25 protein-coding genes and 1 tRNA gene are annotated in these 22,150 nt (G+C 64.2%); 10 read left to right on the forward strand and 16 right to left on the reverse strand.

All coding sequences use genetic code 11. From position 1 onward, the window contains the following. The first annotated feature begins 157 nt into the window (after positions 1-157). Complete coding sequence (locus KUW62_RS13430; RefSeq protein ID WP_224815976.1) at positions 158-1,516, forward strand: MATE family efflux transporter; 1,359 nt, start codon at positions 158-160, stop codon at positions 1,514-1,516. Here the strand turns inward: KUW62_RS13430 and KUW62_RS13435 are convergent. Next, complete coding sequence (locus tag KUW62_RS13435; protein WP_224815977.1) at positions 1,513-1,704, reverse strand: hypothetical protein; 192 nt, start codon at positions 1,702-1,704, stop codon at positions 1,513-1,515. The genes KUW62_RS13430 and KUW62_RS13435 overlap by 4 nt on opposite strands. A gap of 130 nt (positions 1,705-1,834) precedes the next feature. Here KUW62_RS13435 and trpA point away from each other — a divergent pair, with 130 nt between their 5' ends. Continuing rightward, the gene (gene trpA, locus KUW62_RS13440; RefSeq protein ID WP_224815978.1) at positions 1,835-2,626 is read left to right on the forward strand and encodes a tryptophan synthase subunit alpha; all 792 of its coding nucleotides are present in this window, start codon (positions 1,835-1,837) and stop codon (positions 2,624-2,626) included. 30 nt (positions 2,627-2,656) lie between these two features. Here the strand turns inward: trpA and KUW62_RS13445 are convergent, their stop codons facing one another. After that, on the reverse strand, positions 2,657-3,106 hold the full coding sequence (locus KUW62_RS13445) for a MarR family winged helix-turn-helix transcriptional regulator (protein WP_224815979.1): 450 nt from the start codon (positions 3,104-3,106) through the stop codon (positions 2,657-2,659). Continuing rightward, positions 3,096-4,235, reverse strand: a complete 1,140-nt coding sequence (locus KUW62_RS13450) for a twin-arginine translocation pathway signal protein (RefSeq protein WP_224815980.1) — start codon at positions 4,233-4,235, stop codon at positions 3,096-3,098. The genes KUW62_RS13445 and KUW62_RS13450 overlap by 11 nt, the downstream gene beginning before the upstream one ends. A gap of 153 nt (positions 4,236-4,388) precedes the next feature. Here KUW62_RS13450 and KUW62_RS13455 point away from each other — a divergent pair, with 153 nt between their 5' ends. Beyond that, positions 4,389-5,552, forward strand: a complete 1,164-nt coding sequence (locus KUW62_RS13455; RefSeq protein ID WP_224815981.1) for an alpha-hydroxy acid oxidase — start codon at positions 4,389-4,391, stop codon at positions 5,550-5,552. Here KUW62_RS13455 and KUW62_RS13460 read toward each other — a convergent pair. Further along, on the reverse strand, positions 5,534-6,688 hold the full coding sequence (locus KUW62_RS13460) for an MFS transporter (protein ID WP_224815982.1): 1,155 nt from the start codon (positions 6,686-6,688) through the stop codon (positions 5,534-5,536). The two genes, KUW62_RS13455 and KUW62_RS13460, sit on opposite strands and share 19 nt — an antisense overlap. Positions 6,689-6,850: 162 nt before the next feature. Here KUW62_RS13460 and KUW62_RS13465 point away from each other — a divergent pair, with 162 nt between their 5' ends. The 3 genes from KUW62_RS13465 to KUW62_RS13475 all read left to right on the forward strand — a co-directional run bounded on the left by KUW62_RS13465 (position 6,851) and on the right by KUW62_RS13475 (position 9,238). Continuing rightward, on the forward strand, positions 6,851-7,516 hold the full coding sequence (locus KUW62_RS13465) for a 50S ribosomal protein L25/general stress protein Ctc (protein WP_224815983.1): 666 nt from the start codon (positions 6,851-6,853) through the stop codon (positions 7,514-7,516). 127 nt (positions 7,517-7,643) lie between these two features. Continuing rightward, a complete protein-coding gene (locus KUW62_RS13470) occupies positions 7,644-8,693 on the forward strand; it encodes an agmatine deiminase family protein (protein WP_224815984.1) in 1,050 nt (349 codons plus the stop codon). Positions 8,694-8,770: 77 nt separating this feature from the next. Next, positions 8,771-9,238, forward strand: a complete 468-nt coding sequence (locus KUW62_RS13475; protein WP_224815985.1) for a DUF1203 domain-containing protein — start codon at positions 8,771-8,773, stop codon at positions 9,236-9,238. A 51-nt stretch (positions 9,239-9,289) separates the two neighbouring features. On the opposite strand, the gene KUW62_RS13480 is transcribed toward KUW62_RS13475, so the two are convergent. Continuing rightward, a complete protein-coding gene (locus KUW62_RS13480) occupies positions 9,290-10,003 on the reverse strand; it encodes an FkbM family methyltransferase (RefSeq protein WP_224815986.1) in 714 nt (237 codons plus the stop codon). 41 nt (positions 10,004-10,044) lie between these two features. Then, positions 10,045-11,076, reverse strand: coding sequence for a zinc-binding dehydrogenase (locus KUW62_RS13485; RefSeq protein WP_224815987.1), 1,032 nt, complete (start codon positions 11,074-11,076; stop codon positions 10,045-10,047). Positions 11,077-11,188: 112 nt separating this feature from the next. On the opposite strand from KUW62_RS13485, the gene pth reads away from it, so the two are divergent. Then, positions 11,189-11,884 (forward strand): aminoacyl-tRNA hydrolase, encoded by a 696-nt coding sequence (gene pth / locus KUW62_RS13490; protein WP_224815988.1) that lies wholly within the window; start codon positions 11,189-11,191, stop codon positions 11,882-11,884. Between the two features lie 93 nt (positions 11,885-11,977). After that, positions 11,978-12,364 carry a DUF2237 family protein gene (locus tag KUW62_RS13495; protein ID WP_224815989.1) on the forward strand — a complete coding sequence of 129 codons (387 nt, stop codon included), beginning with the start codon at positions 11,978-11,980 and terminating at the stop codon, positions 12,362-12,364. An 8-nt stretch (positions 12,365-12,372) separates the two neighbouring features. On the opposite strand, the gene trpB is transcribed toward KUW62_RS13495, so the two are convergent. The 9 genes from trpB to KUW62_RS13540 form a co-directional block, all read right to left on the reverse strand. After that, a complete protein-coding gene (gene trpB / locus KUW62_RS13500; protein ID WP_224815990.1) occupies positions 12,373-13,602 on the reverse strand; it encodes a tryptophan synthase subunit beta in 1,230 nt (409 codons plus the stop codon). A 51-nt stretch (positions 13,603-13,653) separates the two neighbouring features. Then, positions 13,654-14,292 carry a PRC-barrel domain-containing protein gene (locus KUW62_RS13505; RefSeq protein ID WP_224815991.1) on the reverse strand — a complete coding sequence of 213 codons (639 nt, stop codon included), beginning with the start codon at positions 14,290-14,292 and terminating at the stop codon, positions 13,654-13,656. Positions 14,293-14,375: 83 nt separating this feature from the next. Continuing rightward, complete coding sequence (locus tag KUW62_RS13510) at positions 14,376-15,017, reverse strand: phosphoribosylanthranilate isomerase (protein ID WP_224817119.1); 642 nt, start codon at positions 15,015-15,017, stop codon at positions 14,376-14,378. A gap of 4 nt (positions 15,018-15,021) precedes the next feature. Then, positions 15,022-15,390: a LapA family protein gene (locus KUW62_RS13515; RefSeq protein ID WP_224815992.1), complete on the reverse strand. Its 369-nt coding sequence runs from the start codon at positions 15,388-15,390 to the stop codon at positions 15,022-15,024. A 48-nt stretch (positions 15,391-15,438) separates the two neighbouring features. After that, positions 15,439-15,726 (reverse strand): integration host factor subunit beta, encoded by a 288-nt coding sequence (gene ihfB / locus KUW62_RS13520; RefSeq protein WP_224815993.1) that lies wholly within the window; start codon positions 15,724-15,726, stop codon positions 15,439-15,441. A gap of 212 nt (positions 15,727-15,938) precedes the next feature. Next, positions 15,939-16,015, reverse strand: a tRNA-Arg gene (locus KUW62_RS13525). A gap of 104 nt (positions 16,016-16,119) precedes the next feature. Next, positions 16,120-16,560, reverse strand: coding sequence for a GNAT family N-acetyltransferase (locus KUW62_RS13530; RefSeq protein WP_224815994.1), 441 nt, complete (start codon positions 16,558-16,560; stop codon positions 16,120-16,122). Positions 16,561-16,583: 23 nt separating this feature from the next. Beyond that, positions 16,584-16,895, reverse strand: a complete 312-nt coding sequence (locus KUW62_RS13535; RefSeq protein ID WP_224815995.1) for an ETC complex I subunit — start codon at positions 16,893-16,895, stop codon at positions 16,584-16,586. Positions 16,896-16,976: 81 nt separating this feature from the next. Continuing rightward, positions 16,977-17,459 (reverse strand): hypothetical protein, encoded by a 483-nt coding sequence (locus KUW62_RS13540; protein ID WP_224815996.1) that lies wholly within the window; start codon positions 17,457-17,459, stop codon positions 16,977-16,979. A 233-nt stretch (positions 17,460-17,692) separates the two neighbouring features. Here KUW62_RS13540 and KUW62_RS13545 point away from each other — a divergent pair, with 233 nt between their 5' ends. Further along, positions 17,693-18,211 carry a DUF1697 domain-containing protein gene (locus KUW62_RS13545; RefSeq protein ID WP_224815997.1) on the forward strand — a complete coding sequence of 173 codons (519 nt, stop codon included), beginning with the start codon at positions 17,693-17,695 and terminating at the stop codon, positions 18,209-18,211. Between the two features lie 80 nt (positions 18,212-18,291). Here the strand turns inward: KUW62_RS13545 and KUW62_RS13550 are convergent, their stop codons facing one another. Beyond that, on the reverse strand, positions 18,292-19,464 hold the full coding sequence (locus KUW62_RS13550) for a hypothetical protein (protein ID WP_224815998.1): 1,173 nt from the start codon (positions 19,462-19,464) through the stop codon (positions 18,292-18,294). A 425-nt stretch (positions 19,465-19,889) separates the two neighbouring features. On the opposite strand from KUW62_RS13550, the gene uvrB reads away from it, so the two are divergent. After that, positions 19,890-22,058, forward strand: a complete 2,169-nt coding sequence (uvrB, locus tag KUW62_RS13555; protein ID WP_370632924.1) for an excinuclease ABC subunit UvrB — start codon at positions 19,890-19,892, stop codon at positions 22,056-22,058. Positions 22,059-22,150: the final 92 nt, after the last annotated feature.

The following is a 22,150-nucleotide window of genomic DNA, read 5'->3' on the forward strand; positions in this document are numbered from 1 at the left end:
GAGGCGCGAAACCCCCTACACGGCAACTCCACCAAGATTGTCCCGAAGGACCGGACCCATGGATCACCCGTCGCGGGGCTGAGGCCCCCTATCAACCCGAGGAACGCGCCCGTTCCCCCAGCGACCTTTTGGCCGGGCCCGTCCCGGTGGTGATCCCATGACTGCGCCCCATACCACGCCCATCAACACGCCCCCCGTCGCCGATTCCACCCGCGCCGAGATCTGGCCCCTCATCAAGCTGGCCGTGCCGCTGATGGCGGGCCTTGCGGCGGCGCTTCTGATCGGTGTCGTGGATACGGCCATGATCTCTCCGCTCGGGACCGTGCCGCTTGCCGCGGCTGGGATCACGACGGCGGTTCTCATCATCATGATCTCCGCGCTTTGGGGTTTGATTACCGTGATCTCAGTCCAGATCAGCCAGGGCGAAGGCGCGGGCGATCCGAAGCGCGTGGCCCGCGCGCTCCGCTCCGGTCTGCTGTTGTGCGCACTTGGCGGCGGGGGCGGCGGGCTCTTGATGCTGGCGATCTACCCGCTACTCGGCCCGCTTGGCCAACCGGCGGAGGTTCTGGCGATCCTTCTGCCCTACTGGGTGTCCATGGCTGTCTGGATCCTGCCCTTCACGCTCTTCTTCGGCCTGAAATCCCTGTTCGACGCGGTGGAATGGCCCTGGGTCGCGGTGGGCCTGTCCTATATCGGCGTCGTGGTGAACGTGCCCGCGAACTACACGTTCATCCATATCCTCGACCTCGGACTGCTCGGGGCCGGGCTGGCCAGCATCCTGTCGCAATGCTGTTCCCTTGCTGCGGCGGTCGTTGTGCTGCTGCGCGCGCCCGGCATGGCCCCCTATCGCCAGAAGGTCGCGGTGGCTTGGGCCGATGTGTGGGACCAACTGAAGCAGGGTCTGCCGCTTTGCCTGGGTTATGCCGGCGAAGGCGGGGCCTACGCGGTGATCGGCTTGATGATGGGTTGGCTGGGTGCGGAGGCACTGGCCGCCCACCAGATCGTCAACGCACTCGCAGGTGTGGCCTACATGATCCCGCTGGGGATGGCCGGGGCGGCCTCGATCCGGGTGGGGCAGGCCGTGGGCGGCACGCGGCTGACCCGGCTCAGGCCGATCCTCAAGGCGTCCTTCGTGCTGGTGACGCTGTGGCAGATCGTGGCGGCGGCGGTTTTCGTGTTCGGCGGACGTTGGCTGGCGCAGGCCATGTCCTCCGACCCGGCGGTGGTGGAGCTTGCGACGCTGCTGTTCCTTATGGTGGCCCTGTTGCAGGTGGCCGATGGCATCCAAGGTACGGCACTGGGCGCGTTGCGGGGCATGTCCGACAACACCTGGCCCTCGCTCATCACGCTGGCGGCCTATTGGCCTCTGGCATTGCCAGCGAGCTACCTTCTGGGCTTCGTGCTTGGCTTCGGTGCGGTGGGCGTATGGATGGGATACATGCTGGGGCTGGCCGTGGCGGCCATCGTTCTGCCGCTTCGGTTCTGGCGGCTGACGGCCCCAAAGCCGTCCGCCTAGTCGCGTTGCGCCGCCTGACGCCGCTCGAAAATGATGAACCATGCCAGAAGCACGAACATCGGATGGGTCAACCCGCCCGAGAAGAACAGGGCGAGAATCCAGACCGGCGCGATCAGGATCCCGAGGATCAGACGACCCGCAAGGAAGATCGACAGCGGCGGCAGCAATATGGCGAGCAAATAGTTCATGGAAGACAAATGGGGATGCCCCCCGAAAGGTTCCATAGGGAATGGGAAGGATGTGCCGGATTTCCCCGCCCCATTGATTTCCGCGCCGCCTTGCCGCAAACGAGGCCGGACCACCTCAACGGAGCCCCCCATGACCCGCATCGACGATACATTCGCCCGCCTCAAGGCCGAGGGGAAGAAAGCCTTCGTCTCCTACATCATGGCGGGCGATCCGGATTATGGCACGGCGCTTGAGGTGATGAAGGGCCTGCCCGAGGCGGGCGTCGACATCATCGAGCTTGGCTTGCCATTCACCGACCCCATGGCTGACGGCGCGACGATTCAATTGGCCGGCCAGCGGGCGCTGGAAGGCGGCATGACGCTGGAAAAGACGCTCCAGATGGCGCGCGATTTCCGCGCGGGCGACGACACGACCCCGATCGTCTTGATGGGTTACTACAACCCGATCTATTCGCGCGGGGTCGCTGCGTTCCTTGAGGATGCCAAAGCGGCGGGCATCGACGGCCTGATCGTCGTGGACCTGCCGCCGGAGGAGGATAACGAGCTTTGCATTCCCGCCCAGGATGCGGGCCTCAACTTCATCCGCCTCGCCACGCCCACAACCGACGATGCCCGCCTGCCGGCCGTCCTGACCAACACGTCGGGCTTCGTTTATTACGTCTCCATCACCGGGATCACCGGGGCGGCTGCGGCCGAGGCCACGGATGTCGGACCCGAGGTCGCCCGCATCAAGGCACAGACGGACCTGCCCGTGATTGTCGGCTTCGGCATCCGCACGCCCGGCGCCGCGCGCGCCATCGCATCTGTCGCCGATGGATGCGTCGTGGGGTCCGCCATCGTGTCGGAAATTGCAGATGGCAAACCGGTGGACGAGGTTCTGGATTTTGTGCGGTCCCTCGCCGACGGCGCGCATCGGGCGTAATCTCGGTAGCGTCCGGGCGGCCGCACCGCCCTACCCCCGCCGCTCGTCCAGCACCTTGCGCAGCCGCTCCAGATTCGGCAGCAGCGCCTGCGCCTCCGCCGGGCTGAACGCATCGGGCAGCCACGCCATTTCTCCGGCCAGCGCGCCGATCGCCTCCTCCCGGAACGCGCGCCCCGCATCCGTCAGCCAGACCTGCTTCGACCGCTTGTCATCGGGGTTGGGCCGCATCTCGATCCAGTCGCGCTTCTCCAGCAGCATCAGTGTATGGCTCATCGTCGTTTTGGGCACCTGGAAGGCGCGCGACAGGTCGAGCGGCGTCCTGCCGTCACCCAGCCGCACCATGTGGTTGAGAACCGAGAAGTGAGAGACCAGCACGCCATCGGGCAGCCGCGCCTCGAACAAGGCACGGCTGAGTTGCTCTATGATCCCGATCTCGTTGAACAGCTGGAAATACAGCCTCGGGTCGTTGCTATCGGACAATCTTCTCCTCCAACGGCCAGCGGGGGCTGACCGGCACGTCAGGCCCGTATCCGACCCGCGCCCACATTTGCACGGTCCCGCCCTCCGGCGCCAGATCGGCGTGAACCTCTGCGTACATCGCCGCCATCTCTTGATATTCCTGAAGCGCTTGGCTGAGCGGTTGCAGATCCAACCCCTCGGCGGTCGCGGCAAGGTTGATCCGCACCCAATCCTGCCCCGCCCGGATCTGTGTTGCGCGTGAATTATCCGGTGTGACGTACCACAGATGTGCCATGGCGCTGTTCATGTTCTCGGCAAACGCGGCATCGGCAGAGCTGTAGACGATGCCGTCGGGGTTCATCGAGGCCTCCCGCGTGAACAGACGCGTCATGCGCATGGATTCGAACATCGGCCCGGTGAAGTCGATGCCGTCGGGATTGGCGTTCACCTCCCGATGGCCGATGCGGAACAGGTCCACGGATTCGCGCAACGTGCGCTCTGTTGCGAATTCGATGCGAAGGGCCTCCAGCGATTGCGCCCGCATCCGGGCGACCCGGTCGGTGTCGCTGGTGAACCCCATCGCATGGTGGCGCGGCGCCTGGGCGATCCGTTGCAGCGCGTCACTCGGCACCGGGCGGGTCAGGTCATAGGGCTCCTTGTTGGAGCGACGATGTGGCACCTGCGCAAACAGCGGATCGCGCCCGTCTTGCGTGGGCGCGAAGCGGCAGACGGCCACCGGTCGCGCATCCAACGCATCCGGATCGCTTCCCTCCGGGAACAGCTCGAACGTCACCGCCAGACCGTCTTCCAGTGCCGCCATCCGCATGACCTCAAGAAAGCAGCCAAGGCCCACTGTGATCTGCCGGTTGAATGGATCGGTCTCCGGCAACAGCCGCGCGGTATCGACGTAGAGGATCGCGGTGTCGGATTGGGACAGGTCCACTTGCCACGGCTGCCTGTTGTGGGGGTTGGGCGACAGGATCGCCCAGCTCAGCGCGCGCATCCGCGGATCATCGTAGCCCCCGGCGGCCTCCCAGGGCCGAAGCGCGTCGTTCGGCAAGCGTGTGACGTCGTACCCCGCCGCCGCCGTCGCGGCCAGGATCGTGCCGCCGCCAATCAATGTGAGTGTCTTTCTGCGTGTCAGGTTCATCTCGATACATCCTTTTCCAGTCGCGTCGATAATTAATGCGATGTCGTACTAAATGGGAGATAGTACGACATCGCATTATATGCAAGGCTTTTCGCAATGGACGCTCCCATCCGAAAGTGGTAAAGAAAGTTTACCAATAGAAGGAAGGTGGACATGCCGGTCATCACCGAAATTGCGGACCTCAAGCGGATCTACAAACGGCGTGTGCCGAAGATGTTCTACGATTACGCCGAAACCGGCAGCTGGACGGAGCAGACGTTTCGGGAGAACACCAGCGACTTCAGCAAGATACGCCTGCGCCAACGGATCGCGCGGGACATGACGGGCCGCTCCACCGCGTCGAAGATGATCGGGCAAGACGTCGCCATGCCCGTGGCCCTCGCCCCCGTGGGGCTGACCGGCATGCAGGCCGCGGATGGAGAGATAAAGGCCGCCCGCGCCGCCGAGCGGTTCGGCGTGCCGTTCACGCTGTCCACCATGTCCATCTGCTCGATCGAGGATGTGGCCGAACACACGCAGAAGCCGTTCTGGTTTCAGGTCTACACGCTCAACGACGACGACTTCATGAAGCGCCTTTTCGCCCGCGCCAAGGATGCCAAATGCTCCGCGTTGGTCATCACCGTGGACCTGCAAATGCTGGGGCAGCGCCACAAGGACCTCAAGAACGGCCTCTCCGCCCCGCCCAAACTGACGCCCAAGAGCATCGCCAACATGATGACCAAGGTGCCCTGGGGGTTGGAGATGCTGGGGACCAAGCGGCGCTTCTTCGGCAATATCGTGGGCCATATCGACGGGATCGACGATCCCGCCTCCCTCAGTTCCTGGACCGGACAGGCCTTCGACCAGAGCCTCGATTGGGCGCGCATCAAGGAATTGCGCAGCTGGTGGGACGGCCCGGTGATCCTGAAGGGCATTCTGGATGAAGACGACGCGAAAGAGGCGGTGAATGTCGGTGCCGATGCGATCGTCGTCTCAAACCACGGCGGGCGTCAGCTGGACGGCGCACTCAGCTCCATCCGCATGTTGCCGCGCATCATGGATGCCGTGGGCGACAAGATCGAAGTACACCTCGACAGCGGCATCCGGTCGGGGCAGGACGTGTTGAAGGCGCTGGCGCTGGGGGCCAAGGGCACGATGATCGGACGGGCCTTTGTCTATGGCCTGGGCGCGCGGGGCCAACAGGGTGTGACCGAGGCGCTGGAGGTGATCCGAAAGGAACTCGACACCTCCATGGGCCTATGCGGCGAACGCAATGTCGCCGACCTGGGCCGTCACAACCTGCTGATCCCCAAAGGGTTTCACGACGCCTTCGAGTAACGCGCGCCGTTTAGGTTCAGGTAGATCGCCAGAAGCGGGGCCAGCACGGCGACCGCCGCGACACTGGCAAAGGCAAAACGCAATCCGAACGCGCCCGATACGAAGCCCATCAGCGACGGCGCCAGCACGAAGCCCATGAACCCGATCACAGCGGCGCGGGCCACGGCGGCCGTCCGATGCTCCGGGCGCACCATACGCCCCACGATGGCCAGGCCCACGGGGCCCACCGCCGCGATCCCAAGCCCCATCGCACCGAACCCGGCATAGGCCATGGCCGGGGACGTCGCCACGGCTGCCACAAGCGTTCCGCAGATCGCCATGCCGCTGCCGATCACGATGATGGCCGTCTCAGAAAACCGCTCCGTCAATGCCTGGCCGGAAAACCGCCCGATCGCCATGGTCAGGCCCAGAACCGCCGGCCCCAACGCCCCCTCCGCCGCGCGCCCGCCCAAGGTGCGCTCGATATGCAGGGCCGACCACGCCTCCACCGTCGCCTCCACGAAGAAGGCGATCAAGACGATGGCACCGCACAGGATCACAGTGGCCCAGGGAAAGCGGTTGGCGCGGCGCGCCGCGTCGTCCACCGGCTCCACTTCCATCCGCAGGGTCAGGGACAGGCCGACAATCGTCAGCGCGATCACGGCGAAGATCTGCAACGGCTCCCACCCGGCTTCCCGCGCGAGGCCCGTCATCACCGCGCTGATCGCATAGGCGACGGAGAACATGGCGTGGTTGGCGTTCATCAACGACCGCCCGTTGCGCGCCTCCAATTCCGATACCCGCGCATTCATCACGACGTCCAGCATGCCGGAGCAATAGCCCGCCAGCACCATCGCAAGGAAGAACGCGAACAGGCCGCTGGCTAGGGCCGGTCCAAGCGCGGCCGCGGCGAAGATCAGGCCCGCAATCGGCATCGCATTCGGCCCGAAGCGCCGGTCGAAGATCGGGGCCAGCCACATCGTCGTCACCAGGCCCGCAGATGTTCCCAGCAGGATCAGGCCGAACAGCGCGTCGTCGGCCCCGATCCCCGCCTTCAGGACCGGCACCTGCGCCGCAAAACTGCCCCAGAACAGGCCGACGATCATGAAGGCGAGCACCGGGCGGCGGCTGAGCGAAAGGGCGGAAAGGATGGACATGGCTGCAAGCGGTGTCACGGCCCGCAAGCACACGCAAGAGGGGGGTTTTCAATCGCGCGCCCCTGTCCTATACGCGCGGCTTCTGTCGCCCATGCATAGGGGCGCAGGGATATGTCACGGGACCGACACCCTTGGAGGCGGTCCAAACCTAGGAGAATAGCAATGGCTGGTGAGATTCCTGATCTTATCGCTGAGGCACGGACGGGGACAGGCAAGGGGGCCGCTCGTCAAGCACGCCGTGAAGGCAAGGTGCCCGGTATCGTCTACGGTGGTGGGGCCGACCCGCTGCCGATCCAGATCCCCTTCAATGTCCTGCTCAAGAACCTCAAGAACGGGCGCTTTCTGTCGACGCTCTTCAACATGAAGGTCGACGGCCAGGACGATGTCCGCGTGATCTGCCGCAACGTGCAGCGCGACGTGGTCAAGGACCTGCCGACCCATGTGGATTTCATGCGCCTGCGCCGCACGTCCAAGGTCAGCCTGTTCATCCCCGTCGAAGTGATCGGGGAAGAGAACTGCCCCGGCCTCAAGAAGGGCGGCACGCTGACCATGGTGCGTCCGGAAGTGGAGCTTCGCGTGACCGCGGGCGACATCCCCGAGCAGATCACCATCGACATCGAAGGGCTGGAGATCGGCGATACGATCACCATCTCGTCTGTCTCCCTGCCGGACGGCGCGAAAGCCACGATCGACCGTGACTTCGTGATCGCCAACATCTCGCCGCCGAAAGGTCTGGGTGGCGGATCCGACGATGAGGATGACGGCGAAGAGGTTGCAGCCGACGAAGTGCCCGCGATCGAAGTCGATGAAGGCGGCGACGAGGAGTAAGCTCCCACTCTGCCCCGAACACACGACACATCGCGCCGCCCGGACATCCACCGGGCGGCGTTTTTCTTTGCGCCCGTCCCAAAGCGGTGAAATCCTGAACCCGGACGGGAAAGGGACCGGAATGCGAATGACACGGCGCTCCAGCATCGGTGTGATGGCCGCGGGTTTTGCCATGGGCGGCACGGCAATGGCGCAGGGTCGCCCATGGCACATGCCCGCCGAGGAAGAACGCCACGACGCCACCGTCATGCAATGGCCGGTCAGCCGCGAGGTTCACCCGGATGCGGGCTTTCTCCGGGACCTGCAGATCGCCATCGCCGACATCGCCAACACGATTTCCGAGTTCGAGCCGGTGATCGTGCTGATGCCGGCCGATGCCCGCACGCTGCTGGCCCAGGACGTCACGATCTGGGACATCCCCACCGAAGACCTTTGGGCGCGGGATTCCGGCCCCGTCTTCCTTCTTGACGGCAGCGGCGGGCGCGCGGTGACGGGATTCAACTTCAACGGCTGGGGCGGCAAGCAGGGCCATGTCCACGACGGCCAGATCGCCCGCCGCGTGGCGGCGCGGATGGGGCTCTCCTACATCGACAGTCCCGTTGTTGGAGAGGCGGGCGGACTGGAGCAGGACGGCGCGGGCCTCGTCATGGCACACGAAAGCTCCTGGATAAACGACAACCGCAACCCCGGTATGACCCGGGAGGAGGTGGAGACGGGCATCCTCTCCACCATCGGCGCGGACCGGATGATCTGGGCGCCCGGCCTCGCCGGGTATGACATCACCGACTACCATATCGACGCGCTGGCGCGGTTCACCGCCCCGGGTCGCGTCCTGATTCAGCTGCCCGAAACCGCCGACCCGGCTGACCCCTTCAGCGTCGCCGCCTACCAGACCCGCGACGTCCTGCGAGACGCGGGCCTGCGCCTGACCGAACTGGCCGAGCCTTGGAATACCCGCATCACAACCGACGATCTCGTCGCGTCCTATGTGAACTACTACGTGTGCAATGGCGGGGTGATCGCGGCGCAATTCGGGGACCGTCGTGCCGATCGCGCCGCCCGCCGAACGCTCGCGGCGCTCTATCCGGACCGCGAGGTGGTGATGCTGAACGTCGATCCCCTGGGTGAAGTGGGCGGCGGCATCCATTGCGCGACGCAACAGATGCCATCCGCCTGAACCCGCAACATCCGGGTCGCGCCCTACGGGTGACATCGCACAGAACAGGGTAACAAATCCATCAGATAGGTGCCGTCATGTCCTTTCGAATCCGCGGTCTCGACCCCGCCCCCTTCGCCCACCTCTTCGGCCTTTCCGACCCGGCATTGGCCGAACACGGGGCGGAGCGCCACATCGCCACCCAACCCAACGCCCTGCCCGACCGGATCACGATGTGCGATGCCGAACCGGGGGAGGCGATGATCTTGCTGAACCACACCTACCAACCGGCGAATTCACCCTATTTCGGGACCCACGCGATCTACGTGAAGGAGGGCGCGCAGGAGGTGTACGAGGCCGTCGATGAGATCCCGCCCGTGATGGCACACAGGCTTCTGTCGCTTCGCGGGTTCAACGACGCCGACAAGATCGAGGAAGGCCGCGTGGTGCCTGGCAGCGAGGCTACGGCCGCGATCAACAAGATGTTCGAGAACCCCGCCATCCGCTACATCCACGCCCATAATGCGGGTCATGGCTGTTACGCGGGCCTGGTGGAACGCGCCTGATCCGGCATGTGCTTGCGATGCTTCGGAACTGGAGGGACCGTAGGTCCTGCCTTAGGTTCCCTCGCTCCAGACCCGACGAAAGCCGAGGATCTTGCCGCGTGACGTGACCGGATCATAGGTCATGTCCATGGAACTCATCCTGTCGATGATCTTCTTGATCACATCCGCCCCGTATTGGCGGGGATGGATTTCCATCACGCAGAACCTGAGCGGGCATTTCCAGGGGCGATCGAAATATCCAGACTCCGCCCCCTCTACATCCATCAAGACGACATGGGGGCGGTGAGCGCGCAGAAGCTCGTGAAACCCGATCAGCGGCACCTCGACCTGCCGCCCGCCCTTGGCCCCCAGCCGCGAACCGGTGAAGCCGCCTGCGATGTGGAAACTGGCCGTGGCCCCCTCCTCCGCGTGGCCCACGACCGCGCCGTGCATCACGCTGACATCGCCCACGTTGTTGCGCGCGTGGTTGGCCTCGATCACCGGCAGAAGGTCCGGGTTCGCCTCCACCGACAACACATTCTCGGGCTCCGTCTTCTTGGCGGCAAGCGTGCCGACGTAGCCAAGCCCCGCGCCCAGTTCCAGCACCCGGAAGCCGGGCCGCACACAGCGATCCACCGCGCGCGCCTCGTCCCCCTCATAGGTGCCATCGGCCAGCTTCTCGACAATCGCCTCCGTCGCAAGGCCAGCGGGCAGGCCGAGGTCGACGCCGTTCAGGCGGTAGAGGGTGGCATTGTCGGGGCCCATGTCGGTCATCTGCTGATTCATCGCTCGCGTCGTTAAGGGGCAATCTTGGCGAATTGTGGGCGCTAGGACCCGAGATCGGGCAGGCCCAGATCGTAGGCCCCGGTTGAGATCAGCGTCTTGCCCGCGCTCATCGCCTCCGCATAGGCGGCGGGCGCATCAGTGGCCTCCTCCAACGGGACGACCTTAGCCACATGGGTTTCCGCAAAGCCCCCTTGCAGGCTTTTCGTGACCTCGCGTGTCAGCAACAACATCTGCGGCACCGATTTGCGCGCCAGCCATTTGCTCAGCCAGAAGCCCCGGACGTCCAGTTCCTTGAAGATCATCGTGCCGGGATGCAGCGCGATCGCCTTGTCCGCCAGACCGCCATAGACAAGTATGCGCCCGTCGGCCCGCAAAGCCTGGGCCAGGGCATAGGTCATCTGCCCCCCCACCGCGTCGAAGGCCATCTTGCACCGTAATTCCTTGCACAGGTCGGCCAGCTGCGCCTCGAAATCCGCATCCGTCTCGTTCAGGACATAGCGCGCGCCGTCGGCCTTCAGATCCTCGACCTGCGCGTCACGGCGCACGATGTTGATGATCTTCACGCCCTTTTGCCTGGCGCGCCTGCGGATCATCGCGCCCAACGCCCCGCCCGCCGCGGTGGAGATCGCGGACCATTGCCCGGCGCGGCGCACCTCGCTGACCAGCGCCATCGCCGTTAGTGGATTGACGAAACTGCTGGCGCCCACCCCCAGCGGCATGTCGGCGGGCAAGGGCAGCACCTGGTTTGCGGGGATCGCTGCATATTCGGCCCACACGCCCTGTTTTCCCGCGGCAACCGCGACGTTCTTTCCCTTCATCATCGTCGCGATCAGGCCGCCACCCGACGCCACGACATGACCCGAGCCTTCCAGGCCGGGGATCAGCGGATAAGGCCAGGCCAGCCCGTATTCGCCTCGCAACATCGCCAGGTCCGACGGGTTGATGGGCGACGCCGCCATGCGCACCACGACCTCACCGGGCTTGGGCCTCGGGCACGGGACGTCCTTCACGGCCAGGCGCTGCCCCGCCTCCTCCAGGACCAGTGCGCGCATCGTGTCGGGAAGGTCTTTCATCGTCGGGCCCCTGATCCAGCTCTCGCCCGCCAACCTGCCACGCGCGCCCGTGCCTTGGCAAACCGCGAATGGCCCCATATCAAACGGGCACGTCGTCTTGAGGATACGCGCCATGCAACTTTGGGTCGGACTGGGCAATCCCGGGTCCAAATACGCCAGGAACCGCCACAATATCGGCTGGATGGCGCTGGACCGCATGGCGGCGGATCACGGCTTCGCCCCGTGGCGCTCGAAATTCCAGGGACAGTTGAGCGAGGGCAAGTTCGGGAGCGAAAAGGTCATGCTCCTCAAGCCCGAGACATTCATGAACCTGTCCGGTCAATCGGTGGGGGAGGCGATGCGCTTCTTCAAGCTGGAGCCGCCCGACATCACCGTTTTCCATGACGAGATCGACCTTGCGCCCGCCAAGGTCCGCGTGAAGGCGGGCGGCGGCCATGCAGGGCATAACGGTCTGCGCTCCATCCACCAGCATATCGGCCCGCATTACGATCGGGTGCGCCTCGGTGTCGGCCATCCCGGGCACAAGGATCGCGTGCCGGGTTACGTGCTCAGCGATTTCGTCAAGGCCGATCAGGATTGGCTCGACGATGTGATACGCGGGATCAGTGACGGCGCACCGGACTTGGCGACGGGCGACAGCGGCAGGTTTCTCAACGCGGTCGCGCTGCGCACCGCCCCGCCGCGCTCTTCCACCTCCACACCCAAACCCGCCCCCGCATCCAAATCCGCCCCGGAACCGGACCCCGCCCCGGGCGCGGAGCCCGATACGCGCAATCCCCTGCAAAGGCTGGTGGACAAGTTTCGGTAACGACGCGCGTGCCCGATCGGTCTTTCCGCGCCCTGACCTTTCCGCTAGCGTCGCCCTTGAACGACCTGAGCTTCTGAAGCGAGGGACCAGACCATGGGCTTCACGAAAGCCGCATCGCTCAACGTGTTCGGCGACCCACTTGAGGTATGTTCAAACGACCCCCTGACCGGATTCTTCCGCGACGGATCCTGCGAAACCTGCGCCGAGGATCGCGGATCGCACACGGTCTGCGCCATCGTCACGGCGGAATTCCTCGCCTTTTCCAAATATGTCGGGAACGACCTGTCGACGCCCCGCCCCGAATACGGGTTCACGGGTCTCAAACCCGGCGACAGTTGGTGCCTTTGCGCCAGCCGGTGGATGCAGGCCGCCGAGGAAGGGGCCGCGCCCCCGGTCAAACTGACCGCGACCCACCGCCGGGCGCTGGAGATCATTCCGCTGGAGACCCTCCAGACCCATGCGGTGGAGCCGGACAGCTAGGGCCGGCCTCAGGCTTCCGTCATATCCCAGCCCAGCGCGCGGGCTACGGTGAAGATATCCTTGTCGCCGCGACCGCACATGTTCATGATGACCAAGTGATCCTTGGGAAGGTCCGGCGCAATCTTGGCCACATGGGCCAGCGCGTGGGACGGCTCAAGCGCCGGGATGATGCCCTCGGTCTCGCAGCTGAGCTGGAACGCCTCCAACGCCTCCTTGTCGGTGATGGAGACATATTGCGCCCGCCCGATCTCGTGCAGCCACGAATGCTCGGGCCCGATACCGGGATAGTCGAGGCCGGCAGAGATCGAATGGCCTTCGAGTATCTGCCCGTCATCATCTTGTAGAAGATAGGTCCGGTTGCCGTGCAGGACGCCGGGCCGCCCGCCGGTCAGGCTCGCGCAATGTTCCATCTTCTCATTCACGCCGTGGCCGCCCGCCTCGACCCCGATGATCTGCACATCCTTGTCGTCGAGGAACGGGAAGAACAGGCCCATCGCGTTCGACCCGCCGCCAATCGCGGCGATGATCGTGTCCGGCAAACGACCCTCCGCCGCCATCATCTGGTCCTTGGCTTCCTTGCCGATGATCGCCTGAAAATCGCGGACCATCGCCGGATAAGGATGCGGACCCGCAACCGTGCCGATGCAATAGAACGTGTCGCGTACATTCGTGACCCAATCGCGCAGCGCGTCGTTCATCGCGTCTTTCAATGTGCCGCGCCCGGAGGTGACGGGAATAACCTCGGCCCCCAGAAGTTTCATGCGGAACACGTTCGGGGCCTGCCGCTCTACATCTGTGGCCCCCATGTAGACCACGCATTTCAACCCGAACTTGGCGCAGACCGTCGCGGTCGCCACGCCGTGCTGGCCCGCACCGGTTTCCGCGATGATCCGCGTCTTGCCCATGCGCCGGGCCAGGATGATCTGCCCCAACACGTTGTTGATCTTGTGCGCGCCGGTATGGTTCAGTTCATCGCGCTTGAGGTAGATTTTTGCCCCGCCCAGACGCTCGGTCAGACGCTCGGCGAAATAAAGCGGGGAGGGACGGCCCACGTAATGCGTCCAGAGGTCGTGCATCTCGGCCCAGAACGCATCGTCGGTCTTGGCGAACTCGTATTGCTTCTCCAGCTCAAGGATCAACGGCATCAGCGTCTCGGACACGAAACGCCCGCCGAAATCGCCGAACCGGCCCTTGTCGTCGGGGCCGGTCATGAAGCTGTTCAATAGATCGTCGGGCATGGTCTCAACTCCTCTTTCACCGGCGCACCGCGGAAATGCAGCAGGGGCGGGTCAACCGATGCCGTAATAGGCAAGCACGCGGTTATACCAATGGCTTTCGACACGCACGTCCAATTCATGCAAGTCCGGCCCCTCATCGACCGAATTGGCGGGGCAACCAAGGGTCACGAAACCGCCCTCCCAGTCGATCGTATCGACCATTCCGGCAGGCACGACCCGCTGATGTTCGATTCCCGATGGACCGGCATGGAGGATCAGCATCGCCAACTTGCGCGCCTCGGTATCGAGAATGAAATCCATCACCGTGCCGGCCTTGACACCGTCGGCGCCGCGCACCTCCACCTCGTCGATGGTCTTGAGACTGTGAAGCGGGCCTGAGCCCTCCGCGGCGGCCACGTCCGCGGGGTCGGGGGCGCTGTCCGGGTCGCACAGAAGCGGCACCGGGCCGCTGCCGGCACCCTTGATGTCTCCCTCCGTCACCCGCGACGGCCACTCCCCCTCGTCCAGGTCGGGCGCCCCAAATGCGTCGGCGCGGATGGCACAACCGCTTCGGTCGAACCACCGTCCCAGACGGGTCAGCACATGGGTCACCGCAAGCGAGCCGTCGACCAGCACATCGGTCACGGCATGTTTGCCGCCCTCCGAATCCAGAACGGTCAGCGAGGTAAGGTCGGCAAGGCGGATGAGCATCGGCTGGCTCCTCGTGTTGAATTCGACGGCTCGATACCACGGGCGCGGTCGCATCCGCAATGCAACCCTATGCGCCCGCCCGCCTAGTCCAACGCCCGGGCAAAGGCCCGCATCAGCGCCGGATCCTTCACGCCCGGCGCGCTTTCCACGCCGGAACTCACATCCACCTGTTTCGCGCCGGTCAACCGCACGGCCTCGGCCACATTGTCCGGCGTCAGGCCACCGGCCAGCATCCACGGCACCGTCCAGTATTTACGGCCCGCCAGAAGCCGCCAGTCAAACGCCAGCCCGTTGCCGCCCGGCAAATCTGCGCCCTCGACCGGTTTGGCGTCGATGAGCAACTGGTCGGCCACGTCGCTGTAGGCGTCGATCGCCGCCAGGTCCGCCGCGTCCCGCACGCCGATGGCCTTCATCACCGGCAGGCCGTAGCGCGCCTTGATCTCCGCGACGCGCCCGGGCGTTTCGGAGCCGTGAAGTTGCAGCATATCCAGCGGCACCTCCGCCACGATCCGGTCCAGCGTGGCGTCGTCGGGGTTCACCACAAGCGCCACCTTCGCGATGCCGGGTGCGACATCCATGGCCAGGGTACTTGCGGTCTCCACCGACACGGTGCGCGGCGATTTCCCGAAGAAAACAAAGCCGATATAGCGCGCGCCCGCGGCCGTGGCGGCGGCAACATCTTCGGGGCGGCTCAGGCCGCAGAACTTGATGGCGATGTCGGACAAAGGCTCAGCGCGCGGCGTCTGCGTCGTCCAGGATCGCAAGGATTTCGTCCTTGTGGTCGCGCGACCGGCCCTTGATCGTGGCGACCTCCTGGCTCAACCGCTGCGCCTCGCGGCGCTGGGTCCGCGCCTCCGCCCGGTGGCGATACTCGCGCAGCCATTCCCACACGAACCCGACCACGATCCCGATCAACAGCGCCGCCACCACGACCAGCACCAGCGGCAACGTATACGTGTTGCGCATCCCCATCGCCGTGGCCATCGCATCGGGCAGAAGATTCAGCGTCACCGGCTCATTATTGGCGAAAAACAGCAAAACCAGCGCCAGGGCGACCAGCACGAGAAACAGGATTTTGACGAGACGTAGGATTTTCATCGAGCTCCCCCGGGGGGCCTTGGCCACCACTCCGGGGCGACCGGGCCTTTAGCTATCGTGACCGTTCAGCCTGTCGCGTAGCAGCTTCCCGGCCTTGAAGAAAGGGACATGCTTCTCTTCGACATTCACACTGTCGCCGGTGCGCGGGTTACGGCCAATGCGCGCGTCCCGCTTCTTGACGGAAAACGCACCGAAGCCACGCAACTCGACGCGGTTGCCGGAGGCGAGTGCGTCTATGATCTCTTCGAAGATCGCGTTCACGATCCGCTCAACATCGCGCTGATACAGATGCGGATTCTCGTCAGAGAGCTTTTGGATCAGCTCGGAGCGTATCATAGATCATCCCCCAGGATCGGTATTGGCGTGGCAGTGCCGATAGCCAGACACTATAGGCAGATCACGGTGCGGTGAACATACAAAAGCCGTCATTTTCCGGCTCCAGACACCGCCAAACGCCTGTTTCCAAGCGCGATTTCGGACATGTGCAGCATTGTGCACCGGCGCCGGCCCGTGAATCGCGGTGCCGCCGATACCGATTCGCGCGGCCTTGGCGGGCCCAGAAGGACTCGAACCCTCAACCTGCCGATTAGAAGTCGGCTGCTCTATCCAGTTGAGCTATGGGCCCGCTTGGCCGCAGGTCTTAGCGGCTCGCGCCGGGGCCGTCCACGGGCGAAACCGGCGATATAGGAGTGGTATAGGGTCGGTATATTCCCGGTATAGACACCCGCCCTAGAGCGCGCGCGTCATGAACACGCTTTCGGGGTCCTCGACATACCCGCCGAAGGGCGCGCAATAGTCGAACCCGGCGCGCTCATAGAGCCGACGCGCGGGGGCCGATGCGTCCCGGCTGCCGGTCTCCAGCCAGATGGCGACCATCCCTTCGGCGCGCGCCGCCTCCATCAACACATCCAACATCGCCGCGCCCGCGCCGTGCCCCCGAGCGGACGGGGCGACATGCATTGATTTCACCTCGGCCTGCCCATCCGCCCAGGGCACGTATCCACCCATCGCGACGACATCCCCCGACAGCCACCCGGCGAACAGCCGGACGCCTTTCGCGGCCATCTCGGGGCCTGTCAGGTGATGGTTGCTTTCGGCGGGGTAATGCGCGTCGCCATGGGCGGCATGGCGCGCGATCAGGTCGGCGAGGCCGGGATCATCGGGCGCCACGGGCCCGATGCGCAGGCCCCCGCTCAATGGGTCCAGGCGCCCCGGCGGTTGGTTGCGAAGTTCTCTCCGTAACCGCCCGGGCGAATATTCGGCTTGCGCGTCTTGGGCTTCATCACCACCGCGTCGATCCTGTGATCCTTGGCGTAATCCTTCGCTGCCTCGACGCTGTCGAACCGCAGGCGCACCTGGCTGTTCATGTCCGACGACGAGGTCCAGCCCATCAGCGGGTCGATCGAGCGCGCCTCGGTCGCCTGGAATTCCAGCACCCATTCCTTAGTCTTCGCCGTGCCCGAGGACATGGCGGTCTTGGCGGGTTTGTAGATACGTGCGCGCATGGGGCGGACCTCTTGGCTGATCGTCGGGGGCGTTATGGAAAGGAACGCCGCGCTTGGCAACGGGAATGGTGTCGCAAGTGTCTAACAGCGGAATGCCCTGATCGGCATGAGCGTGAATTCGGCCTGGCGCGATGTATTGAGGGTGTTTCCATCGGTCGAGCCCGTCACCCTCTCTATCTTGTTTTCATCGCATCGCCAAAAAACACGACCGGAGAATTCCTGCTCTAGCACGACGCCCCCTTCATCAAGCAAACGCACATCAAGAAACGTTGTCTCCCGTGAACGGGTCTGTTTCGATTTCACTCCGTATTGCAGAAGGAACTCGAATTCACGTTTGCCGTCGATAAGATACTCCGCCAATTCCAGAACCATATTGTCCACGATGACCGGTTCGGTATCGAAAATTCCGTCGCTGCGGTAACGCATACCCCAAACGAAGGTACAATCCAGGTTCCCTTCTATGCACATGCGCACGAAATCATCATTTTCTTGCAGCGGTTCGGATTGTGTCACACGCAGGCTTTGCTGTTCCGAAGTTCGAATGAGCTTGTCATCAGATGACATGAAAATGCTCCATGATTGAGAAAACGGGGCTTATCACGAAGGCAACCCTATCACAGCGCCTTACCTCACCTAGTAGCAAGTTCAATATGCAATGGCCTGCCGGCTAGAATGCTGCGCTTGGCAACGGGAATGGTGTCGCGGGGCGGCACGGCCTTGCGGGACGGAGCGGCCCATGAGCCGGCTTCTGCGAAGGGTGCCTTTCAGACATCGCATGGCCTGTGTATCAAGGCATCATGCGGACACTCATTGCGCTTCTACGTGCGGTCAATGTCGGGGGAACCGGCAAGCTCCCAATGGCCGATCTGCGCGCGATGGCAGAGGCAGCGGGCTTCACCGATGTGCGCACTTACATCCAGTCGGGTAATCTCGTGTTTTCCTCATCCGAAGAGATGTCGGTGGTAAGAGCGGCACTTGAACAGCGGCTGGCGGCTTATGCGGGCAAGCCGGTCGGCATCCTCTTGCGAACCGCCGATGAGTTGCAGGACGTTCTTGAAGCCAATCCGTTTCCGCAGGCCGAACCGAGCAAGGTTGGCGTCCTCTTCCTCGATGCACCGCCGCCATCGGACACGATCGAGACGGTTTCGGGCAAAGACTGCGAAGAACTCGCGCTTGGGCAACGGGAAGTCTTCATCCACTATCCATCCGGGATGGGCCGCACCAAATTGAGATTACCGGCGCTTTCGGGAATGTCAGAGGGAACGACGCGCAATATCAACACCGTCGCAAAACTGGTGAAGCTGGCGGCGGAATAGCGTATATTGCTCCTCGATTCCGTCATCTATGCACGCCGCAGCGTCGGGCACCTCGGCGTCAAACCTGCCCCTCGCCACGGCTATTCCGCCGCTCCAATCTCCACCCGGACCCGCATCAGATCCCGGTCCAGATGGCCGGACCCGAAGTTCAGCCGCGTGAAGTACAGATACGCCTCCGCCCCGCTTGTATCGAAATTCTGTCCGGGCGCGGTGTGGTCGATTAGTGTCGGGTAAAGGTACGTCGTCTCCGGCCCCGTGGCCCGCCACGGAAGGTGGACTTCCAGAAGCGGCACGCGGGGCGCCCAATTCACCAGATCCTCGGACAGCGCATAGTAGAAGCCGAACGGGTTCGGATCGCGCGCGGGATCGGAGGAGGTGCCGACGAGGATGAAGCGCTCCAACTCCGTATTCCAGGTGATGCCTTCGTACATCTGCGCGATGTCCGGCAGGGCGATGGGCGTGCAGGTCGTGGCCCGGAGCGCGCGGAGGTCATCGCGGTAGGGGTCGGCGAAATGGCCATTGAACCCGAACCCGTCCCAGTAGCGCCAGGCGTCAGGGTCGCCCAGCGTCTCGGTCCGCATCAGGCAGACATGCTGTTCACCGAACGGGTGGGTCTGCACCTTGATGAAGGCGAAATAGGCCCCGTCGTGTTCGATGATGTTGGACGGGCTGAACGCGCCGAAGATCCCTTCATCCGGGCGATAGGTTTCGGGGATGGAGGCGACGAGGTGATCGGGCGCGGGGATCGGGCGGTGGAAGGACGCACCTGCATCGTCGGACCGGGCGTAGGTGATCGTGTTGTACCAACAGCTGAAATAATCCGCGCTGGTGCAATCGGTGTAGCGGTTGCCCTGATGCTCGTTGTGCAGAAGCGCGTGGACCGTTTCCCCTTCGATCCAGGTCGCGGCGATCCATTCGATGTTGGAGAACATGTCCGGCGCGCTGTTCTGGGCCGAGGACATGAGGACATCGCAGGACAGCGTGAGGCTGTCGAAATCCGGCCCGGTCATACGCCGCGCGCTGTCGTGGCTGAGGATCAGGCTCACCTGCCCGTCCCCGTCCCGGAAGGCGCGCACGGGCAGGTCGGGGATCTGGTAATCCTCGCAGCGGTCCGTTGTCCAATCGAAGACGGTCTCGAGGGCACCGGCGATCTGGACGGGGCCGTCCTGGGCATAGACACGCGGCGGGTCGGCATCGGCGAAGGACGGGGACGCAAGGAATGCGAGCGGGACGAATAGAGTCCGCGGGTGCAATGCTGGGAGGTTTGAGGTCGGGAGGAATGGGCGCAAATCAATCATGCGCGTGTGTCTACCACAGAACCACTTCGCGGCAGGCATTCGAATTGCCCGGGAAGAGTTGGTTGCCAGCCCTGGCCGAGGGAGCGAGGGGTGGGTGGGTAACGGCCGAGGGCCGGCAACCGCTTCTGCTGCTTGCCCCTTATGCCTACGCCATGGGAGGTCGGCAGGCAAAGGAATAGTCGCGCGAAATCCCCTTATTTTGTTAACCTTTTCGCCCATATTATCCTAGGAAGTGTTAACGCGCCCGACCGGGACGGAGGACCCCTCCTGACACCGTCCTGTCACCAGCATCGCCCCCTGCCCCTTGCGCCCGCCCGCGCGCGACCCATTCTATGTCACGACCGATGGAGCCGATGATGCACAACAACTCGCCCGAACAGATGCCCGATACCGGCCGTGCCGTGGACGCGATCCGGGCGCAGCTGAAGATGGAGGGCGGCAAACGCTTCGTCATGAATTCCGAGTTCGAACCGGCGGGCGACCAACCCACGGCGATCCGGGAGCTCAGCCAGGGTGTGCTGGACGGTGAGCAGAACCAAGTGCTTCTGGGTGCGACGGGCACCGGCAAGACCTTCACCATGGCCAAGGTGATCGAGGAGACCCAGCGCCCCGCCATCATCCTTGCGCCGAACAAGACGCTGGCCGCGCAATTATACGGGGAATTCAAGGGCTTCTTCCCGGAAAACGCGGTCGAGTATTTCGTGAGCTACTACGATTACTACCAGCCCGAGGCCTATGTCGCGCGGTCGGACACGTATATCGAGAAGGAATCTCAGATAAACGAACAGATCGACCGGATGCGCCATTCGGCCACCCGCGCGCTTCTGGAACGCGACGACGTGATTATCGTGGCCTCGGTGAGCTGCATCTACGGCATCGGCTCGGTGGAGACCTACGGGGCGATGACCCAGGACCTTTATGCCGGGCGCGAGTATGACCAGCGCAAGGTGATCGCCGACCTGGTGGCCCAGCAATACCGCCGCAATGATGCTGCGTTTCAGCGTGGCACGTTCCGGGTACGCGGCGACAGCCTGGAAATCTGGCCCGCCCACCTGGAGGACCGCGCGTGGAAGCTGTCCTTCTTCGGAGAGGAGTTGGAGGGAATTACCGAATTCGACCCGCTGACCGGAGAGAAGACCGACAATTTCGAGAAAATCCGCATCTACGCGAACTCCCACTACGTCACGCCGCGCCCCACGATGCAGCAGGCGATGAAGGGGATCAAAGCGGAGCTACAGATGCGGCTCGACCAGATGATCGGGGAGGGCAAGCTGCTGGAGGCGCAGCGGTTGGAGCAGCGCACCAACTTCGATCTGGAGATGCTGGAGGCCACGGGTGTCTGCAACGGGATCGAGAACTACTCTCGCTACCTGACCGGCCGCGCGCCCGGTGAACCGCCCCCCACCCTTTTCGAATACATCCCCGACAATGCCATCGTCTTCGCGGACGAATCCCACGTCTCCGTCCCGCAGATCGGCGGCATGTATCGCGGCGACTACCGGCGCAAGTTCACGCTGGCCGAACACGGTTTCCGCCTGCCGTCGTGCATGGATAACCGCCCGCTCAAGTTCGAGGAATGGGACGCGATGCGCCCGCAATCCGTCTTCGTCTCGGCCACGCCCCAGGCGTGGGAACTGGAGCAGGCGGGCGGCGTCTTCACCGAACAGGTGATCCGCCCCACCGGCCTGATCGACCCGCAGATCGAGATCCGCCCCGTGGAGATGCAGGTCGATGACCTCCTCGACGAAGTGCGCAAGGTCGCCGCCGACGGCTTCCGCACGCTCGTGACCACGCTCACCAAGCGCATGGCCGAGGACCTGACGGAATACATGCACGAACAGGGCATTCGCGTGCGCTACATGCATTCCGACATCGACACGCTGGAACGGATCGAGATCCTGCGCGACCTGCGGCTTGGCGCCTTCGATGTGCTGATCGGCATCAACCTGTTGCGAGAGGGCCTCGATATTCCCGAATGCGGGCTGGTCGCTATCCTGGACGCCGACAAGGAAGGGTTTTTGCGCTCCGAGACCTCGCTCGTTCAGACCATCGGCCGCGCCGCGCGTAACGCCGAGGGGCGCGTCATCATGTATGCCGACAAGATCACCGGCTCCATGGAACGCGCCATGCGGGAAACCGACCGCAGGCGCGCCAAGCAACTGGCGTACAACGAGGAACACGGGATCACGCCCGCAACGATCAAGAAGAACGTCGATGACATCCTGCTCGGCACCTACCAGGGCGACGTGGACATGAGCCGCGTCACCGCGAAGGTCGACAAACCGCTGGTGGGCGCAAATTTGCAGGCGCATCTCGACGGGCTGCGCGACCAGATGCGCAAGGCCGCGGAGAACCTGGAATTCGAGGAGGCCGCAAGGCTGCGGGACGAGGTCAAGCGGCTCGAAGCGGTGGAACTGGCGATAGCCGACGACCCGCTGGCGCGGCAATCGGCGGTGGAGGCCGCAGTGGAAGGCGCGCAGAAGGCGAGCGGGCGCAGCACCGGAGGCCGCGGCGGCATGCGCGGCGGCAAGGCGCGGCGGGGGCGGTAGGTGCGAAAGAGGGCCATCGCCTGCCCGTGGGATGGCGATCCAACGGCCCTGTGAGGCACTTTACGGTTGCCAAGTCCGTGCGACATCTATCC

The organism is Hasllibacter sp. MH4015 (genome assembly GCF_020177575.1).
Classification (GTDB): domain Bacteria; phylum Pseudomonadota; class Alphaproteobacteria; order Rhodobacterales; family Rhodobacteraceae; genus Gymnodinialimonas.

What these genes read in the sequence shown, in the direction of transcription:
- KUW62_RS13430 (WP_224815976.1), top strand. Translation starts at nt 158, where the DNA reads ATGACTGCGCCCCATACCACGCCCATCAACACGCCCCCCGTCGCCGAT.
- KUW62_RS13435 (WP_224815977.1), bottom strand. Translation starts at nt 1,704, where the DNA reads ATGAACTATTTGCTCGCCATATTGCTGCCGCCGCTGTCGATCTTCCTT.
- trpA (WP_224815978.1), top strand. Translation starts at nt 1,835, where the DNA reads ATGACCCGCATCGACGATACATTCGCCCGCCTCAAGGCCGAGGGGAAG.
- KUW62_RS13450 (WP_224815980.1), bottom strand. Translation starts at nt 4,235, where the DNA reads ATGAACCTGACACGCAGAAAGACACTCACATTGATTGGCGGCGGCACG.
- KUW62_RS13455 (WP_224815981.1), top strand. Translation starts at nt 4,389, where the DNA reads ATGCCGGTCATCACCGAAATTGCGGACCTCAAGCGGATCTACAAACGG.
- KUW62_RS13460 (WP_224815982.1), bottom strand. Translation starts at nt 6,688, where the DNA reads ATGTCCATCCTTTCCGCCCTTTCGCTCAGCCGCCGCCCGGTGCTCGCC.
- KUW62_RS13465 (WP_224815983.1), top strand. Translation starts at nt 6,851, where the DNA reads ATGGCTGGTGAGATTCCTGATCTTATCGCTGAGGCACGGACGGGGACA.
- KUW62_RS13470 (WP_224815984.1), top strand. Translation starts at nt 7,644, where the DNA reads ATGACACGGCGCTCCAGCATCGGTGTGATGGCCGCGGGTTTTGCCATG.
- KUW62_RS13475 (WP_224815985.1), top strand. Translation starts at nt 8,771, where the DNA reads ATGTCCTTTCGAATCCGCGGTCTCGACCCCGCCCCCTTCGCCCACCTC.
- KUW62_RS13480 (WP_224815986.1), bottom strand. Translation starts at nt 10,003, where the DNA reads ATGAATCAGCAGATGACCGACATGGGCCCCGACAATGCCACCCTCTAC.
- KUW62_RS13485 (WP_224815987.1), bottom strand. Translation starts at nt 11,076, where the DNA reads ATGAAAGACCTTCCCGACACGATGCGCGCACTGGTCCTGGAGGAGGCG.
- pth (WP_224815988.1), top strand. Translation starts at nt 11,189, where the DNA reads ATGCAACTTTGGGTCGGACTGGGCAATCCCGGGTCCAAATACGCCAGG.
- KUW62_RS13495 (WP_224815989.1), top strand. Translation starts at nt 11,978, where the DNA reads ATGGGCTTCACGAAAGCCGCATCGCTCAACGTGTTCGGCGACCCACTT.
- trpB (WP_224815990.1), bottom strand. Translation starts at nt 13,602, where the DNA reads ATGCCCGACGATCTATTGAACAGCTTCATGACCGGCCCCGACGACAAG.
- KUW62_RS13505 (WP_224815991.1), bottom strand. Translation starts at nt 14,292, where the DNA reads ATGCTCATCCGCCTTGCCGACCTTACCTCGCTGACCGTTCTGGATTCG.
- KUW62_RS13515 (WP_224815992.1), bottom strand. Translation starts at nt 15,390, where the DNA reads ATGAAAATCCTACGTCTCGTCAAAATCCTGTTTCTCGTGCTGGTCGCC.
- ihfB (WP_224815993.1), bottom strand. Translation starts at nt 15,726, where the DNA reads ATGATACGCTCCGAGCTGATCCAAAAGCTCTCTGACGAGAATCCGCAT.
- KUW62_RS13535 (WP_224815995.1), bottom strand. Translation starts at nt 16,895, where the DNA reads ATGCGCGCACGTATCTACAAACCCGCCAAGACCGCCATGTCCTCGGGC.
- KUW62_RS13540 (WP_224815996.1), bottom strand. Translation starts at nt 17,459, where the DNA reads ATGTCATCTGATGACAAGCTCATTCGAACTTCGGAACAGCAAAGCCTG.
- KUW62_RS13545 (WP_224815997.1), top strand. Translation starts at nt 17,693, where the DNA reads ATGCGGACACTCATTGCGCTTCTACGTGCGGTCAATGTCGGGGGAACC.
- uvrB (WP_370632924.1), top strand. Translation starts at nt 19,890, where the DNA reads ATGCCCGATACCGGCCGTGCCGTGGACGCGATCCGGGCGCAGCTGAAG.